The organism is Sphingomonadaceae bacterium OTU29LAMAA1, assembly GCA_024072375.1.
In the GTDB taxonomy this organism is placed as follows: Bacteria; Pseudomonadota; Alphaproteobacteria; order Sphingomonadales; family Sphingomonadaceae; genus Sphingomonas.
The window spans coordinates 2,753,342-2,770,239 of the sequence record CP099617.1 but is presented as its reverse complement, the minus strand read 5'-3'; the positions used below and the strand labels follow the sequence as shown (position 1 = coordinate 2,770,239).

General features: G+C 68.1%; 12 protein-coding genes and 1 pseudogene. 6 read left to right on the top strand and 7 right to left on the bottom strand.

Going from position 1 to position 16,898, the window contains the following annotated elements; all coding sequences use genetic code 11:
- The first annotated feature begins 217 nt into the window (after positions 1 to 217).
- Both NF699_13455 and NF699_13450 read left to right on the top strand, forming a co-directional pair.
- On the top strand, positions 218 to 1,561 hold the full coding sequence (locus NF699_13455; protein ID USU04054.1) for an MFS transporter: 1,344 nt from the start codon (positions 218 to 220) through the stop codon (positions 1,559 to 1,561).
- Positions 1,558 to 3,384: a hypothetical protein gene (locus NF699_13450; protein ID USU04053.1), complete on the top strand. Its 1,827-nt coding sequence runs from the start codon at positions 1,558 to 1,560 to the stop codon at positions 3,382 to 3,384. Before NF699_13455 ends, NF699_13450 begins: the two co-directional genes overlap by 4 nt.
- 196 nt (positions 3,385 to 3,580) lie before the next feature.
- Here NF699_13450 and NF699_13445 read toward each other — a convergent pair whose 3' ends face one another.
- The 4 genes from NF699_13445 to NF699_13430 all read right to left on the bottom strand — a co-directional run bounded on the left by NF699_13445 (position 3,581) and on the right by NF699_13430 (position 8,767).
- Complete coding sequence (locus tag NF699_13445; protein ID USU04052.1) at positions 3,581 to 5,122, bottom strand: carboxylesterase/lipase family protein; 1,542 nt, start codon at positions 5,120 to 5,122, stop codon at positions 3,581 to 3,583.
- Positions 5,119 to 6,006 carry a LysR substrate-binding domain-containing protein gene (locus tag NF699_13440; GenBank protein ID USU04051.1) on the bottom strand — a complete coding sequence of 296 codons (888 nt, stop codon included), beginning with the start codon at positions 6,004 to 6,006 and terminating at the stop codon, positions 5,119 to 5,121. The genes NF699_13445 and NF699_13440 overlap by 4 nt, the downstream gene beginning before the upstream one ends.
- A gap of 17 nt (positions 6,007 to 6,023) precedes the next feature.
- Positions 6,024 to 6,953, bottom strand: coding sequence for a 5-dehydro-4-deoxyglucarate dehydratase (gene kdgD, locus NF699_13435; GenBank protein USU07093.1), 930 nt, complete (start codon positions 6,951 to 6,953; stop codon positions 6,024 to 6,026).
- Positions 6,954 to 7,150: 197 nt separating this feature from the next.
- Positions 7,151 to 8,767, bottom strand: a complete 1,617-nt coding sequence (locus NF699_13430) for a M20/M25/M40 family metallo-hydrolase (protein USU07092.1) — start codon at positions 8,765 to 8,767, stop codon at positions 7,151 to 7,153.
- Between the two features lie 218 nt (positions 8,768 to 8,985).
- Here NF699_13430 and NF699_13425 point away from each other — a divergent pair.
- Together NF699_13425 and NF699_13420 are read left to right on the top strand one after the other, a co-directional pair.
- Positions 8,986 to 9,639: pseudogene (locus NF699_13425) on the top strand (ABC transporter ATP-binding protein).
- Positions 9,640 to 9,651: 12 nt separating this feature from the next.
- A complete protein-coding gene (locus NF699_13420; GenBank protein ID USU07091.1) occupies positions 9,652 to 10,002 on the top strand; it encodes a TOBE domain-containing protein in 351 nt (116 codons plus the stop codon).
- Here the strand turns inward: NF699_13420 and NF699_13415 are convergent.
- The 3 genes from NF699_13415 to NF699_13405 are packed head-to-tail and all read right to left on the bottom strand — an operon-like array spanning position 9,999 to position 13,050.
- Positions 9,999 to 10,883 (bottom strand): carbohydrate ABC transporter permease, encoded by an 885-nt coding sequence (locus NF699_13415; protein ID USU04050.1) that lies wholly within the window; start codon positions 10,881 to 10,883, stop codon positions 9,999 to 10,001. The genes NF699_13420 and NF699_13415 overlap by 4 nt on opposite strands.
- Entirely contained in the window at positions 10,874 to 11,755 is an 882-nt protein-coding gene (locus tag NF699_13410; GenBank protein USU04049.1) for a sugar ABC transporter permease, read from the bottom strand. The genes NF699_13415 and NF699_13410 overlap by 10 nt, the downstream gene beginning before the upstream one ends.
- Positions 11,752 to 13,050: an extracellular solute-binding protein gene (locus NF699_13405; protein ID USU04048.1), complete on the bottom strand. Its 1,299-nt coding sequence runs from the start codon at positions 13,048 to 13,050 to the stop codon at positions 11,752 to 11,754. Before NF699_13405 ends, NF699_13410 begins: the two co-directional genes overlap by 4 nt.
- A 109-nt stretch (positions 13,051 to 13,159) precedes the next feature.
- On the opposite strand from NF699_13405, the gene NF699_13400 reads away from it, so the two are divergent.
- Positions 13,160 to 16,060, top strand: coding sequence for a TonB-dependent receptor (locus tag NF699_13400; protein ID USU04047.1), 2,901 nt, complete (start codon positions 13,160 to 13,162; stop codon positions 16,058 to 16,060).
- Between the two features lie 74 nt (positions 16,061 to 16,134).
- Positions 16,135 to 16,896, top strand: coding sequence for a glycosyltransferase family 2 protein (locus tag NF699_13395; GenBank protein ID USU04046.1), 762 nt, complete (start codon positions 16,135 to 16,137; stop codon positions 16,894 to 16,896).
- Positions 16,897 to 16,898 lie beyond the last annotated feature (2 nt).

Genomic DNA, 16,898 nt, shown 5'->3' with positions numbered 1-16,898 from the left:
CGGCATGGATCGTTGCGGGTCGTGCATGGGTGGAGCGGAAGCTATGGAGCGAATGTATCCGCGCGAAGGCGGGAGCGCATAGGGGCCGAAGTCTAACGATCCAGCCACGAACTGGCTCGATCATCCCGGTTTTCGACTTGGACCCCACCCCTCGCCTCCGTTAGCGTCCTCCATCAGCCCGCGCAGACGGGCGTTACGTCACACAGGAGAGCGATCGATGACCGCCGCCGCCATCAAGGCCGTCGCCAGCCCCGCCACCGGGCAGCCGCCGACGCGCGTGCGCTACCGGATCATCGCGCTCATCTTCCTCATCACCTCGATCAACTATGCCGATCGTGCGACCTTCTCGATCGCGGGAACGCAGGCGTCGGGCGAGCTGGGGTTGTCGCCGGTGCAGACCGGCTTCATCCTGTCCGCCTTCGCCTGGGCATACGTGCTGGCGCAGATTCCGGGCGGCGCATTGCTCGACCGGTTCGGGACCAAGCGCATCTATGCCGGCGCGATTGCGCTGTGGTCGGTGATGACCGCGATGCAGGGGTTCGTCGGTTGGTTCCCGATCATCTCCGCGGTCGCGACGCTGTTCGTGCTGCGCTTCCTCGTCGGGCTGGCGGAGGCGCCGTCCTTCCCCGGCAATGCGCGGCTGGTCGCGGCGTGGTTTCCGGGGCCGGAGCGCGGCACCGCGTCGGCGATCTTCAACAGCGCGCAATATTTCTCGCTGGTCGCGTTCGCGCCGTTGATGGGATGGCTGGCGCACAGCTTCGGCTGGCGATCGGTGTTCTGGGCGATGGGGCTGCTCGGTATCCTCGCGGCGCTGGCGTTCCTGCGGTACATCCACTCGCCGGTGCGGCATCCCGCGATCAACCAGGCGGAACTCGATCATATCGAGGCGGGCGGTGGCCTGATCCGTATGGAGGAGGCCGTGGCCGGTCCGCGCACCTTTACCTGGCCGAATGTGCGGCGATTGCTGGCCAATCGGATGATGCTGGGCATCTATCTCGGCCAATATTGCATCAATGTGCTGACCTATTTCTTCGTGACGTGGTTCCCGATCTACCTCGTCAAGGAGCGCGGGCTCAACATCATGGAGGCGGGGTTCGCCGCCGCCGCGCCGGCGATGTGCGGCTTCGTCGGCGGGCTGGTCGGCGGGTTCGCGTCCGATGCCATCCTGAAGCGGACCGGCAACCTCGACCTCGCGCGCAAGGGGCCGCTGGTCGCGGGGATGCTGCTGGCGACGGCGATCATCGCCTGCGTCTGGGTGGAGGCGGAATGGCTGGTCATCGTGCTGATGGCGGTGGCGTTCTTCGGCAAGGGCGTCGCGTCGCTCGGCTGGGCGGTGATGGCGGACGTCGCGCCGAAACAGCTCGCCGGATTGTCGGGGGGCGTGTTCAACATGTTCGGTAACATCGCCGGGATCGTGACGCCGATCGTCGTCGGCTTCATCGTCGGCGCGACCGGGTCGTTCGACTGGGCTTTGGTGTTCGTCGGCGCGCATTGCCTGCTGACGATCTTCGCCTTTCTCGTCATCGTCGGGCCGATCCGGCGGCTGGAGCTGCCGGCATGAGCATCGATCGCCGTTCGCTGCTGACCGCCGGGGCGGCGCTGACCCTGCTGCCCGCCGCGGCGCGGGGCAGGCCGCAGCCGCTGGTGGTGAACACGCCGATGGCCGCGCCGCGCTGGGCGGTGCTGCAACGGCAATTGCTCGCCGCCAATGCCGCGGCGTGCGAGGCGTTCTTCGCGAAGTACGTCGGGCCGGGCGACGCCTTGCAGGTGTTCGAGCGCTGGGGCGCTAACGACGGCCCGGACGATGCGGCGGAGGCGACCAACGATTGGGTGACGCTGCACGCGCTCGGCGCGTCCGACCGGCTGCTGACGCTGGCGCAGCGGTTCTGGGAGGGGCACATCCGGCAATATACCGCGGCGAAGACGGTCGAGGTGCCGATCGCGCGGCAGGGCATGTACTACCGCGAGTTTCCGGTGCAGATGGACTGGCAGCACAACAGCGAGGGACTCACCAGCTTCAACGTCATGGGGCTGAGCGCGCCGCGCGATGCGAGGCTGATCGAGCGGACGCGGCGCTTCGCCGATTTCTACACCGGGCGCGACCGGTCGGTCGCCAATTACGACGCTAAAGCGCGGGTGATCCGCAGCGTGCTCAACGGCAGCAAGGGACCGATGCTGCGGCAGGCGACGCCGCTCGACTGGACCGGCGATCCGTTCGACACGCGGCCGTTCCACATGGAGCATGGCGAGCAGAATTACGCGCAAACGCTGGCCCATTACGACGAATATGGCGACGTGGTCGGCGACAATCCGCTGAATCTGCAAGCGACGACGCTGGGTCTCAACGCCTATGCGCTGGGCGCGGGCGAGCGGTTTCGGGGCTGGGCGCTCGACTATCTCGATGCATGGATGGAGCGGGCGCGGGCGAATGGCGACATCGTACCGAGCTGGGTCGGGCTCGACGGCAAGGTGGGCAAGGAATGGTGGAAGGGCGTCTACGGCTGGGGCTTCTCGCCGAAGGTGCCGCAGACGGGGGTGCGCGAGAATCGCAACCGCGTGCCGCGATCGATCACCGCTTTCTACAATGGGCTGCTGCTGACCGGCGACCGTGAGTATATCCATCTGTGGCGGCGGCAATCGGCGCGGATCAATGCGGCGGCGAAGCGCGTCGACGGCGCGATGTCCGCTCCCAGCATGTATGGCGCGGACGGCTGGTACGGGTGGAAGCCGGGGCCGTATCGCAGCAGCGGGTTCGAGATCTGGTATGCGACGCAGGACCCGGCCGATCTGGCGGCGGCGGGGGATAACCCGTGGGTCGCCTTCCTGCACGGGCGCAACGCCGGCTATGCGGAAAAGGCGCTGGCTGCCGATCTCGCGCGGGTGGCGGAGCGGGTGGCGAAGCGGGAGGCGGACCGCACCACGCGGATGGAGCGGCTGGCGGACTGGACGATCGATATCAACCCGGCGAGCGCCACGGCGCTGATCCAGACGATGACGGGCGGGATGCACATCGCGCGGCCGTCTTGGTCTCCGACGTCGCCGCCTCAAGGGGGCGTGCCGCTGCACTGCCGGTTGCGCTATTTCGATGCGGACCGGCGGCGGGCTGGCGTACCGGAGGACGTCGCGGCTTTGGTCCATGCCTTGGGGGATCGATCGACCGAAGTGACGTTGGTCAACACCGGGCGGGTCGCGCGGACGGTGGTGGTGCAGGGCGGGAGCTATGCCGAGCATCGGATCGATGCTGTGACGGTGGACGGCGTTGCGCGGGATGTTGGCGGGCGGGACTTTACCGTGAGGCTGGAGCCGGGATGCGGGGCGCGGATGACGCTGGCGATGACGCGCTATGCCAACCGGCCGATGCTGGCGTTTCCCTGGGATCGATAGCTTCGTGCTCCTGCGTAGGCAGGAGCACGGGTGGGTTTGCGGCGGACGGTCGGCGCCTCGTCACCCCGGACTTGTTCCGGGGTCCACGTATCCGCGAGGGTAAAGCCAGAGGCTCGAGGGAGTCCGTTGCCGCGCGGTGGACCCCGGAACAAGTCCGGGGTGACGGAGGGGGTTTGGCGGACGTCGGGATTGGCAATTAGCCGCCGGGTTTGATGTATGGCGCGACCGCGAAGAGGAGGCGTTCGTCGCGGCGGGGGTCGTTTTCCACCCGTATCTGGTGGTCGAAGATCATCGTCGGCCGGCGCGCCAGATCATAATGCGGCCATGCGGGCAGGCCTGTGCCGTTCGGGTCGCCGGTTCGCGCCAGTCGGATGAAGGCATCGGCCATCCGCCCCGCCAGCCGTTGTGCTTCGACGCCGTTGCCGGTTCGCGCATTCGGCACTGCGGTGTTGTCGAACACCAGCCCGATGTCGAGCGAGTGGAACGCGCCGAGCACGCCGCCGGCTTCCGGCGCGGGGAAATCGAGCTGGTACATCCATGTCGGCGCGCCAATCTTCGCGCGCTCCTCCGCCTGGATCAGATGGCCCGGCCATGATCGCCCGGCGGTCGAGGCGGCGAGCAATATCTGCCCCGGCGTGCGTTGCGGGTAGAATTCGCGATAGCTCGCGATGACGTGATCGACGCCGACATCGCGCGTCATCTGCGTCATCAGCCGTTCGGGCAGGTTCGCCCAGGTCGTGTCGCCGCGCTTCAGCATCGCCTCGATCCACAGGCCGGTCTCGTCGTGCGTGTTGCCGACGATCAGCGGGATATGCGCGGCCTCGCGCGGGGCGTCGGGGTAGAAGGGGTGGCGCAGCAGAATGGTGTGATCGAGCGTCGAGGTGAAGCTGATCTCGCCCTTGTTCTCCAGCGGATCGGTCATCGCCATCGCCGCGACCAGCCGCTCGACCGAGAGAGTCGCGAGCTCCGCCGCATCGCGCGCGCCGGCCTTCGCCATCCACGCCTTCGCGCGCGCGGTGGCGTGGTTGGGGCCGGCGGCGGTGACGTGCTGGCCGCTCATCGTCGCGGCGGCGTGGAACAGCGGGCGCGCTTCCGCCATCGCCATCAGCGTCACCACCTTCGCGCCGCCGCCGGACTGGCCGAAGATCATCACCCGCCCCGGATCGCCGCCGAAGCGCGCGATGTTGTCGCGCACCCATTGCAGCGCGAGGATGATGTCGAGGTTGCCGACGTTGCCGCTCTCCGCCGGGCCACCAATCTGCGCGAGATACGCGTAGCCCAGTCCCGCCAGCCGATGGTTGAGCGTCACCACCACCACGTCGCCGCGCCGCACCAGCCGCTTGCCGTCGTACAGCGGGTCGGATCCCGAGCCATGCGCGTGCGCGCCGCCATGGAAATAGACCATCACCGGCCGCTTTCCGGCATCGAGCGCGGGCGTCCAGACGTTGAGGAACAGGCAGTCCTCCGACGTCGGCTCTTCGGCCTTCGTCTGCGGCGAGGCCGCGCCGTAGCGGGTCGCATCAGCGACGCCGGTCCACGGTTGCGGCGGCAGCGCGCGGCGGAAGCGGCGGGGTGCGGTGTCGGCCCCGTAGCGGATGCCGCGGAACACCAGCACGCCGTCCTCGCGCAGGCCCCGTACCCGGCCGTAGGTCGTCGTCGCAATCGGGTCGGCCCCGCGTGCGCCGGTGGTGGCGGGCAGCGCCGCCATGCCGGCCAGAACCGCGCGCCGATCGATCATCCCGCGGTTTCCTCGCACAGCCGGCGCATCGGGGCGAGCGCCGGGTTATGATTGTCACGCCGCCACGCCATGAACAGCTCGACGGGTCGCTCCGGATCGGTGGCGAAGCGGCGGTACTGGACGTCCATCAGGTGGAGCCCCGATGCCGATTCCGGCACGATCGCCGCGGCCAGCCCGGCGTGGACGAGGCCGAGCATCGAATGGATCTGCGTGACGTGCTGGACGTATTGCGGGCTGACCCCCGCTTCGTCGAACAGGCGGATCAGCATGTCGTGGAAGTACCCCGCGCCCTGCCGCGCGTACATGATGAGCGGCTGGCCGTCGAAGTCCGCCGGTTCCAGTGCCGACTTCGCCTGCCGCGGATCGCCGGCGGGCAGCGCCACCACCAAGGGTTCGTGCAGCACCAGGGCGGTGTCGAACTCCTGCCGGGCGAGCGGCGGGCGGACGAAGCCGATGTCGATCAGCCCGGTAAGCAGCGCATCGACCTGATCCGTCGTCACCATCTCACGCAGTTCGAGATCGATGTTGGGCAGCGCCGCCCGCGCCTGTGCGACGATCTGCGGCACGAGATTGTAGCCCGACACCGCGGTGAAGCCGATCGCGACCTTGCCCGCATCACCCTTTGCCACCCGCCGCGCGGAGAGCTGCGCGCTTTCCGCCAGCCGGACGATCCGCCGCGCCTCGATCAGGAACACGCGGCCTGCCGGGGTCAGCGCGACGTTGCGGCTGGTGCGTTCGAGCAGCGTCACGTCGAGGATGCGTTCGAGCAACTGGATCTGCCGGCTGAGCGGCGATTGCGTCATATTGAGCCGCTGCGCCGCGCGGCCGAAGTGGAGTTCCTCGGCGGCGGCGACGAAGCAACGGAGCTGGCTGAGTTCGAACATGGCCCAGCCTATCGCGGTCAGGCGGCGGCAGCGAGGGCCTTGGGCGACACCCGCTCGATCAGCACGCGCAGCTGGTCATGCTCGGCATCGGACAAATCGGTGAGCGGCGAGCGCACCGGGCCGGCATCGCGGCCGACGATGCGCATGCCCGCCTTGACGATCGACACCGCATAGCCGCGGCCCTGGTTGCGCAGGGTGATGTAAGGCAGCACGAAATCGCGCAATTGCTGCATCGTCTCGGCATGATCGCCCGCGCGCACCGCCTTGTAGAAGGCGAGCGCCCATTCGGGCATGAAGTTGAAGATGGCGGAGGAGTAGGTGGTGACGCCCATGGTGAGGTACGGCGTCGCGAAGGTCTCCGCGGTGGGCAGGCCGCCGATATAGGTCAGCCGGTCGCCCATCCGGGCGTAGATGCGCGTCATCAACTCGATATCGCCGACGCCGTCCTTGAAGCCGACGAGGTTGGGGTTGCGGTCGCACAGCCGGGCGAGCGTCTCGTCGTCCACCACTGCATTGTCGCGATTGTAGACGATGACACCGAGGCCGGTGGCGCGGCACACCGCCTCGATATGCCGTTCCAGCCCCTCCTGCTTCGCCCCAACCAGATAGGGCGGCAGCAGCAGCAGGCCGTCCGCGCCGGCCCGCTCGGCGTCGCGCGCGATGCCGGTGGCGATTGCGGTGCCATAGCCGCAGCCGGAGATGACGGGCAGCTTGCCGCCCGCTTCGGCGACGGCGGCGGCGACGACCGTTGCGACCTCGGCCGGGGTCAGCGAGAAGAATTCGCCGGTGCCGCCCGCCGCGAACAGGCCGGTCAGCTCATGGCCGAGCATCCACGCACAATGTTCGCGATACGGCGCTTCGAGGAAATTGCCGTCCTCGTCGAAATGCGTGACCGGAAAGGACAGCAGGCCGCCGCCCAGGTGGCGCGCCATGTCGGTGGGGCTCATCGTCGTCGCCGAACTGGTCACTGCACTCTCCTGTCGCCCCCGCGTCATTCATGCATCGCGGGTCTTGGACAGCGTGGTACGGTGACGACGCGGCGGGGTCCAAACCAAAGCCGCGATGGATCGATGCACGCCTTGGCTGGATCGCTCCCGACGGATACACATATGTCGTGCCCCGCGCCCGAAAGCGGCCGGCGGCGCTAGCGACCCGGCGTCGGACGCAGGTGCCGGAATTCCGATCCCGCCTTCCACTGCGGCCACGCGTCGGATCGCGCCAGCTCGCCGCCGACGGTGCCGACCAGCGCGATATCCTGGATCGCACCGGCGAGGTTCCAGTCTTCGCTCCACCGGTCGCATGCCTGATGATAGCAGGTCCCGGTATAGGCATCGATCCACGCCTGCCCGCGCGCCACGCCGCCCTGCTTCATGTCCGACGCCCCGGCGATGCCCATCAGCAGCATCACCGGTACGCCGCGCTTGGCGAACGAGAAATGATCGGCGCGATAGAACAGCCCACGCTCCGGCAGCCCCTCCGGCGTTACCCGCCGCCCCTGCGTGGCGGCGACCCGCGCCATCGCATCCTCCAGCGTGTTCTGCCCCTTGCCGACGAGGATGACGTCGTTCGCGAGACCATCGGTCTGCAGGATGTCGAGCGTCAGGTTCGCGACCGTCCGGTCGATCGGATAGAGCGGATTGGCGGCATAATATTCCGATCCCAGCAGCCCGCGCTCCTCGGCCGTCCAGGCGGCGAAGACCACGCTGCGGGCCGGCGGTGGCGCCGTCTTCATGCCGCGCGCGATCTCCAGCAACCCGGCGACGCCCAGCGCATCGTCGTTGGCGCCGGCGCGATAGACGTGGCCCGCCGCATCGGGCTTGCCCTTGCCATAGGCGTCCCAATGCGCGCCGAACATCACGACCTCGTCGGGCCGGGTGGTGCCGGGAATCCGCGCGAGGACGTTGTGGCTCGTCACCACCTCATGCGCGACCGGCAGTTCCGCATCGAGGCGCACGCCGTTCAGCTCGACCGGCCGGAAGTCGGGCGACCGCGCCGCCGCTTTCAGGGTGTCGAGGTCCAGCGCGGCGGATGCGAACATCCGGCGGGCGGCTGCCTCCGCGATCCAGCCTTGCAGACGGACGCTGGTCACGTCGGCGGGCTTGCGAACGATGTCGTAATTCTCGCCCCCCGGGCTGACGACGACGTTCCAGCCATAGCCCGCCGCCGCCGTGTCGTGGACGATCAGCGCACCGATCGCGCCGCGTCGTGCCGCCTCCTCGAACTTGTAGGTCCAGCGGCCGTAATAGGTCATCGTCCGCCCGCCGAACCGGCCCGCCACGGGTTCGCCCGCCTGTGCATGGAAATCGGGATCGTTGACCAGGAACACGATCACCTTGCCGCGGACGTCGACGCCCTTGAAGTCGTCCCATGTCCGCTCGGCGGCCGTCACGCCGTAACCGACGAAGACCAGCGGCGCATCGATCCGGGCGACGTCGTCGGGCCGGATCGTGGACACGTACAGGTCCTTGCCCGCCTCCAGCGGCGTCGTGCCGGCGGGCGTCTTCAACGACAGCCGCTTCGTCGCACCCAGCCGGGTGTGGAGCAGCGGCACGGGTTGCACCCACCCGCCCTTCGCGCCCGCGGGCTCCAGCCCCAGCGCCTTGAAGCGGCCGACCAGGTAATCGATCGTCTTCGCCTCTCCCACCGTTCCGGGCGCGCGTCCCTCGAACGCGTCGGACGCCAGCGTGCGGACCGTCTCGGTCAGGCGCCCCGCCGTCGCATCCTTCGCCGCCTGCGCCAGCGCGGGGGTGCCGAACGCCATGGCAGGCGCCAGAGCGAGGACGATGGGGAGCACGAGGCGGAAGCATGTCATCCGACCGGTCTAGGCCGCCGTCGCGATGCCGACAACGGTCGTGTCACCCACCGCTTGCGCTCGGCGATCCTTGCGTGGAGGAGGGGGTGAAGGAGAAGGTCTTGGCCAGCGTCGCGATCGCAGGACTCAGCAAGCGTTTCGGCGCCACGACGGTTCTCGCCCCAACCGACCTGTCGATCGAGGATGGCGAGTTCGTCGTCATCGTCGGGCCGTCGGGCTGCGGCAAGTCGACGCTGTTGCGGCTGATCGCAGGGCTGGAGGAGCCGAGCACGGGCAGCATCGCGATCGGCGGCCGCGACGTCACGCACGCCGCGCCGGCGGATCGCGGTCTCGCCATGGTGTTCCAGTCCTATGCGCTCTACCCGCACCTGACGGTCGCCGAGAACATCGCCTTTCCGCTCAAGGTCGCGAAACGGCCCGGGGCGGACATCGCCGCGCGCGTCGCCGCGGTCGCGGAATCGCTCGACCTGACGGCGCTGCTGGCGCGACGCCCGGGGGCGCTGTCGGGCGGCCAGCGCCAGCGCGTCTCGATCGCGCGCGCGATCGTCCGCGAGCCGCAGGTGCTGCTGCTCGACGAGCCGCTGTCCAATCTGGATGCCGAGCTGCGGGTGCGGATGCGGCACGAATTCGCCCGCCTTCATGCGCGGCTGGCGACGACGATGATCTATGTGACGCACGACCAGCTGGAAGCGATGACGCTCGCCAACCGGATCGTGGTGATGAGCGAAGGTCGCATCGAACAGGTCGGCGCACCGCTGGACCTCTATGCGGCGCCGGCGACGCTGCACGTCGCGCGGGCGATCGGATCGCCCGGCATGAACCTGATGCCCGCAATGATCGAGGAGGCGGATGCGGACGGCGTGACGGTGCGGTTGCCCGATGGCCATGCGGTGCGCGCTTCGGTGGCGGGTGCGGCCGGCGCGACCGTGACGCTGGGCGTGCGCCCCGAGCATCTCGTCCCCGATGCCGCAGGGCCATTCGCCGGTCCGGTGGAGCTGTTCGAACGGCTGGGGCCATTGTCGTTTGCGCACCTCGGCGCGCGCGGGGCGATCGGTACGGTGGTCGCGCAACTGCCCGGCGACCGGCGGGTGACGCTGGGGGAGACGCTGGCCTTCGGCATCGCACCCGATTGCGTCCACCTGTTCGGACCCGACGGACGTGCGCTGCCGCGCCTGCCCGCCTAACCCTTCACGCTGCCGCCGAGCAGGCCGCGCATGTAATAGCGTTGCAGCGCGACGAAGAGCGCCAGCACCGGCAGTGTCGTGACCACCGCCGCAGCCATCATCAATTCGCCGTCCGCGGCATGTTCGCGCACGATCGAGGCGACCGCCACCGGCAGGGTGTAGCGGTGCTGGTCCGACAGGACGATCAGCGGCCACAGGAAGTCGTTCCAGCTGCCCAAGAACAGAAACAACGCCAGCGTCACCGTGATCGGCGCGAGCAGCGGCAGCACGATCGAGACGAAGATGCGCGCCTCGCTCGCCCCGTCCATCCGCGCCGCATCGATCATCTCGTCCGGGATGCGCAGGCAGGCCTGCCGCACGAACAGGATCGCGAAGATTCCGGCCAAACTCGGCAGGATGACGCCGGCATAGCTGTTCACCAGCCCCAGTTCCCTGAACATCAGGAACAGCGGCAGCATCGCGACCTGCCCCGGCACCACCAGCGCCGCGATCAGCACCCTGAGCAGCCATTCGCGCCCGGTGAAGCGCAGCTTGGCAAACGCATAACCCGCCGGCACCGTCAGCAGCAGCCCCAGCGCGGTGGAGATCGCCGCGATCGCGACGCTGTTCCACAGCGCGGGCACGATCCGGTAGTCGAACCATGCGCCGTCGATCAGCCGGCGGACCAGCAGTTCGTGATAATTCTCCCACGACCAGCGGCTCGGCCAGAACGGCGGCGGGAACCGGCTCGACTCGCCGCGCGGCATGAACGACACGGTGACCATCCAGATCAGCGGCACCAGCGTCACCGCAGTCAGCAGCGCGACGGCGGTGTTGGCGACGAGCGTTCGCACCGCCTTGCGCCGATTGGCCGGTCTTTCCGGGGCCTCGGTCACAGCCATTCGTACCGCCGGCCGATCCGCGTCTGCACCGCCGTCACCGCGAGGATCAGCAGGAACAGGATGAGCGCCACCGCCGACGACTGGCCGAGGTTCCACCATTTGAAGCCTTCGTCGAACATGAAATACAGGATCGTCACCGTGCTCTGCGCCGGTCCGCCCATCGTCATCACATAGGGTTCGGCGAACAATTGCAGGAAGCCTGCGACGCTCATCACCGCGGCGAGGACCAGCGTCGGCCCGATCGCCGGCAGCGTGACGTGGCGGAACCGGCCCCAGCGCGACGCACCATCCAGCCGCGCCGCCTCCATCAGATCCTGCGGCACCACCGACAGCGCCGCGGTGAAGACGATCATGTTGTAGCCGAAGATCTTCCACGTGACGAACAACAGGATCGCCGGGATCGACGCATGCGGATCGCCCAGCCAGTCTACCGGGCCGATGCCGACCAGCCCCAGCGCATGATTGATCAGGCCGTAACGGGTGTTGAGCAGGAACCGCCACACGATCGCGGTCGCCACCACGCTGGTCACGTACGGCGCGAACAGCGCGACGCGCCACAACGGCTTCCACCGCACCGTCGCATCGTGCAGCAACAGCGCCGCCGCCAGCGAGGCGCCGATCGCCATCGGCACGCCCAGCCCGGCGAACAGCGCGGTATTGCCCAGCGCCCGCCAGAACAACGGAGTCGCGAGCAGCCCGGTGAAATTGTCGAACCCGACGAAGCGCAGGTTCGACCAGTCGGCGAACGCGTAGATGCTATAGTCTGTCACGCTCAGCGCCAGCGCCAGCAGCGTCGGCAGGATGAAGACGAGCGCGATGATCGCCAGCACCGGTGCGACGAACCACCAGGCGGTGCGCTGTTGCCGCGTCATACGATCCGCCCCGCCGAGACCAGCGCCCGCCGCTTGGCAAGGATGCGGTCGACCCGATCGTCGATCGCGACCAGCCCCTGATCGATCGTCGACAGGCCGCGGACGATCCGCTCGGCGACCAGTTGCACCTCGATCTTGATCCGTTCCCATTCGATCACCGGCGGGGCCGTTACGGCTTCGCGTATCTGTTCCGCGAATGGCGCGAGCAAAGGGGTGTTGAGCTGCGGCGTCGCCCAGGCGCTCTCGCGGGCCGGCAGCACGCCGATCAGCCGCTGGAACCGCAGCTCGTTCGCCGCGGACGTCAGGTGCCGGACCAAGGACCATGCCGCCGCCGGTCGCGGCGTACCGGTCGATACGCACAGGGCGGCGTCGAACCGCGATCCCGGTCCGGGACCATGCGGACCGGGCATGCGCGCCACGCCCCAAGCCGCCGCCGGCACCGCGGCACGGCGTCGGTCGAGATCGAGCAGCGTCGTCGGCCAGCTCGGCCAGATCGCGAAGCGGCCCTGCGCGAACGCCCCCAAGGCATCCTGCACCTCGGTCGACAGCGCCCGTGGTGCCAGCCCCTCGGTGAATAGCGACAGGTAGAATTCGAATGCGGCCTGCGCCTCCGGGCTCTGGAAATTGCCGCGCGTGTTCCGGTCGCGCAGCAGCGTCGCCCCCGTCTGGAACAGCATCGTGAACAGCGTATCGGGCCAGTTGAGCAGCGTCAGGATAACGAAATCGTCGGGCCGCCGCCGCTTCAGCGCGCGTGCCAGTGTGCGCCACGCCGCCCAGTCCATCGGCGGATCGGCGTAGCCGGCGGCGGACAACAGGTCGCGGCGGAAATATTGCACCATCGGCGCCACCGACCATGGCACGCCACACGGTCGCCCGCTTGCCCTCGTCTGCGCGAGCGCCTGCGGCACGACATCGTCGACCAGCGCATCGTTCGGGACCGGCCGGATCGCCCCAATCATCGCGAATTCGGCGATCCACGTCATCGGCAGCATCAGTACGTCGGGCAGCCCGCCCCCCGCTTGCGCAGTCAGCAGCTTCTCATGCGCCGCCGTCGACGGTACCGACTGCACATCGACCGGGATGCCGGTGGCGCGGGTGAAGTCCGGCATCAGCAGCGGCGAATAATCGCCCTCGTAACTCGTCGCCCAGAACCGCAGCGGCACGGCATCGCTTCCGCGCGAACAGCCCGCGACGCCGAGCGCGAGGGCGGCGGCACTGGTCGCCAGCACCCGCCTGCGCGTTGGCTCCTCGATCCGCTGCGCTTCGCTCCCCATCACAGCGTCTTCGCAGGTCATATAGGTTAGCGCCAGCGCAACCGATTTAGATGAAGGGCGTTTTCGTCCTCAGAAGCCCGGAGAACGGGTGTCTCGCGACAGGGTGCGGGACGACAGGGGATTGCCGGAAATGACGATGTCGATGATACGGGTCGCGCTGGCTGCGACCACGGCAATGCTGTTCGCCCTGCCCGCACAGGCCCAGCAGCAAACACCGGTGCCGGCGACGCCCGATCCGGCCGCGGCCGCCACCGATCCTGCGGGCGAGGAGATCGTCGTCACTGGCACGCGCATCCGCCGCCCGGATTACGAATCGCCCAATCCGATCGTCTCGCTCGACGCCGCCGCGCTCGCGCAATCGGGTACGACCAACGTCACCAGTTTCCTGCAGCGCGTCCCCGCGCTCACCAACTCGCTCGATTCGACGCGCACCGCCGGTCGATCGCAGGCGGACGGCGCGGTCGGTCAGGTCGGACTCAACCTGCTCGACCTGCGCGGACTGGGGCCGAACCGCACATTGGTGCTGGTCAACGGCCGCCGTCACGTCGCCGGTCAGCCCGATTCCGCCGCGGTCGATATCAACACGATCCCGACCGATCTGATCGAGCGGGTCGACGTACTGACCGGAAGCGCGTCCGCGATCTATGGCGCGGATGGCGTATCGGGCGTCGTCAACTTCATCACCAGACGCGATTTCGACGGTATCGCGGCACGCAGCCAGTTCGGCGTCTCCGACCGGGGCGATGCGGGCAATCGCTTCGCATCGATCGTCGCGGGTCGCAACTTCGCCGATGGCCGCGCCAACCTGACCCTCGCATACGAATACAACGCCGACGATCCGCTGGCGAATGACGATCGCGATTACCTGGCGCTCGGTCAGCGGCAGTTCTTCGTCAACGCCGACGATTACGACCCGACACGGGCGGGCAGTTACCAGCAGGTGCCGGTGCGTGACCTGCGCTACCCTTATGGTTCGAACCAGGGGTATATCACGATCGGCAACCGCACGTTCCGCGGCGACGGCGCCATCTATACGCCGGGCCGATTGCTCGCCAACGACGGCTATTCGATCGGCGGCGACGATACGCCGGTGGCGGGCTATATCGGCGACATCTTCCCGCGCACCCGCCGCCACGCCGTCAATGTGCTGAGCCGGTACGACGCCTCCGATGCGTTCAAGGTGAGCGTCGAGGGCAAGTTCGTCCAGAATACCGTCACCAGCTTCGGCGGCTTCGGCGGCAATTATCCAGCGACGATCGCGCTCGACAATCCGTTCATTCCCGCCTCCATCCTCGCCGCCGCACGGCAGGAGGGGCTGACAGCGATCGACGTCAGCCGCAACAATTTCGACATTCCGCGTCGGGGCGAGGAGGATCGCCGGCGGACCTATCGCGGGGTGATCGACGTGACCGGGCGGATCAGCGATCACGCGAGCTACGACGTCTCGTACACCTATGGTCGCACCGACGTTCGCGCGACCAAGCTGAACGACCGGCTGAACGACCGTTTCCTCGCCGCGCTCGACGTGGTGCGCGATCCCGTCAGCGGCCAGCCGGTCTGCCGGTCGCGCGCCGCCGGCTGCGTGCCGGTGAACCTGTTCGGCGGCGACACTGTCGATCCCGCATCCTGGGCCTATTATCTCAGCGATCCGGTCAGCAACGCGCGGATCGCGCAGCAGGTCGTCAATGCTTCGCTGACCGGTGATTTCGGTCAAATCTTCCGTCTGCCCGGTGGCCCGGTCCAGTTCGCTGCCGGAGGCGAGTATCGCCGTGAGACCAGCCGCTTCCGTCCGGCCGACGCGCTGGTGAACAACCTGTTCTACCAGTTCGACGAATATATCATCCCGACCCCGTCCGACGGCAGGTTCGACGTGTGGGAGGCGTTCGGCGAGGTCAATGCGCCGCTGTTGAAGGACGTGCCGTTCGCACATGTCCTGTCGGTGGGCGCGGCGGGCCGCTATTCGGATTATTCGACCGTCGGCAGCACCCGCGCCTATCAGTTCAACGGCGTCTGGGCGCCGGTGCGCGACATCAGCTTCCGGGGATCGTACGGCCGGTCGGTGCGCGCGCCCAATATCGGCGAGATATTCCGTCCGCAAACCGGCACCAGCAACTTCTTCTCCGATCCCTGCTATGCCGGCAATCGCGGCAACGGCACGGCGTTCCGCGCGGCGAACTGCCAGACGCTGATCGGCGGCCTCGGCGGCAACCTCTCCGGTTTCACCGCGGCTAACAATCCCAACGCGACGATCTTCATCCCCGGCACGGTGCAGGGCAATCCGGACCTGCGGGCCGAGGTCGCGAGGACGTGGACAGCCGGCGTGGTGCTGCGGCCACGCTTCGTCCCCAACCTCAGCATCGCGGTCGACTGGTACGACATCCGCCTGCGCGATGCGATCAACCAGCCCGACGCCAACATCATCGCCGAATTGTGCGTCGATCAGCCCAGCCTCGACAATCCCTATTGCCGATCGATCAGCCGCCAGCAGGGCACCGGCTTCATCAACGGCTTCGTCGTCCAGCCGCAGAACGTCGCCGCCTTCCGCACCTCCGGGCTGGAAGTCAACGCCGCATGGCGGATCGATACCGCGCAGTTCGGCCGGTTCGATCTCCGGCTGGTCGGCGGCTATCTCGCGACGCTGGAACAGGTCGCCACGCCCGGTGCGGCCGTGGAAAACAACGTCGACGCGCTGTTCCGTCCGCGCTTCAACGCCGCCTTCTCGCCGACGTGGAGCATGGATGCGGTGACGCTATCCTACAATCTGCGCTGGCAGAACGGCGTGCGGCGCTACGGCCGGTTCGACACGAACGACAATCCCAGCTTCGTCGATCCCCGCTACTTCCGCTACAAGGCGCTGTGGCAGCATGACGTGCAGGTTGAGATCGCGGCTAGCGAACGCTTCAGTTTATATGGCGGGGTCAACAACCTCGCCGATCAGAAGCCGGATATCGGATTCGAGACGAACGTGCCGATCTCGCCACTCGGCCGCTACCTGTATGCCGGGGCAAAGATGAATTTCGGCGGTCGCTGAGGGCCGGCGCAAGCGGGGACCGATCCACCGATGCCGCCCTTGATCGGCGGCATCGGCACCCGCATAGCCGACCGATGTCTCTTGTTACCGATATGTTTCCGATCGACCTCGCACTGCCGGACTATGACGTCGTCATTCCCTGTCACGATCGCGCCCATGTCGTCGCCGATGCGGTCGCCAGCGTGCTGGCGCAGGATCATGCACCCGTCCGGGTGATCGTGGTCGACGACGGATCGAACGACGACAGCGCGACCGTGATCCGCGCGGTTGCCGACGCCCATCCCGGCCGGGTCGAAGCGGCGATCCTGCCACGCAACGGCGGCGCCTCGAACGCCCGCAACGTCGGCGCCGCGCTGTGCCGTTCGACGTGGATCGCCTTCCTCGACAGCGACGACGTCTGGCTGCCCGGTGCGGCAGGTGCGCTGCTCGGGGCGGGGGCGATGCGCAAGGCGGATATCGTCGTCGGCCATTTCGCGCGGGTCGAGCATGGCAGCGCACCGGGCGAGCCGGAATGCGGCTGGAACGGCGGCGATATCCGCGCCGCGCTTGCCACCGGCGGCGTCGTCGGCCCGTCCTGGTCGATCGTCCGGCGCGAGACGGTGTTCGCGGTCGGCGGCTTCGATCCCAGCTTCCGCAACTGCAACGACTGGGATTTCTACACCCGTGCGGCTGCCGCGGGGGCGAACTTCCGGCGGATCGATGCGTGTGTCGCATTGTATCGCACGGTGGCAGGGGATCGGCTGGTCAACGATCATCTCGCCGGGTCGCGCAACGCCGACCGGGTGCTCGCCCACCCCTATCTGGCGGGACTGGTGGCGGCGAACCGCGCGGGCTGAGC

Coding starts and splice junctions, on each gene's coding strand:
- NF699_13455 (USU04054.1), top strand. CDS start 218: ATGACCGCCGCCGCCATCAAGGCCGTCGCCAGCCCCGCCACCGGGCAG.
- NF699_13450 (USU04053.1), top strand. CDS start 1,558: ATGAGCATCGATCGCCGTTCGCTGCTGACCGCCGGGGCGGCGCTGACC.
- NF699_13445 (USU04052.1), bottom strand. CDS start 5,122: ATGATCGATCGGCGCGCGGTTCTGGCCGGCATGGCGGCGCTGCCCGCC.
- NF699_13440 (USU04051.1), bottom strand. CDS start 6,006: ATGTTCGAACTCAGCCAGCTCCGTTGCTTCGTCGCCGCCGCCGAGGAA.
- kdgD (USU07093.1), bottom strand. CDS start 6,953: ATGAGCCCCACCGACATGGCGCGCCACCTGGGCGGCGGCCTGCTGTCC.
- NF699_13430 (USU07092.1), bottom strand. CDS start 8,767: ATGGCGTTCGGCACCCCCGCGCTGGCGCAGGCGGCGAAGGATGCGACG.
- NF699_13420 (USU07091.1), top strand. CDS start 9,652: ATGATCGAGGAGGCGGATGCGGACGGCGTGACGGTGCGGTTGCCCGAT.
- NF699_13415 (USU04050.1), bottom strand. CDS start 10,883: ATGGCTGTGACCGAGGCCCCGGAAAGACCGGCCAATCGGCGCAAGGCG.
- NF699_13410 (USU04049.1), bottom strand. CDS start 11,755: ATGACGCGGCAACAGCGCACCGCCTGGTGGTTCGTCGCACCGGTGCTG.
- NF699_13405 (USU04048.1), bottom strand. CDS start 13,050: ATGACCTGCGAAGACGCTGTGATGGGGAGCGAAGCGCAGCGGATCGAG.
- NF699_13400 (USU04047.1), top strand. CDS start 13,160: ATGACGATGTCGATGATACGGGTCGCGCTGGCTGCGACCACGGCAATG.
- NF699_13395 (USU04046.1), top strand. CDS start 16,135: ATGTCTCTTGTTACCGATATGTTTCCGATCGACCTCGCACTGCCGGAC.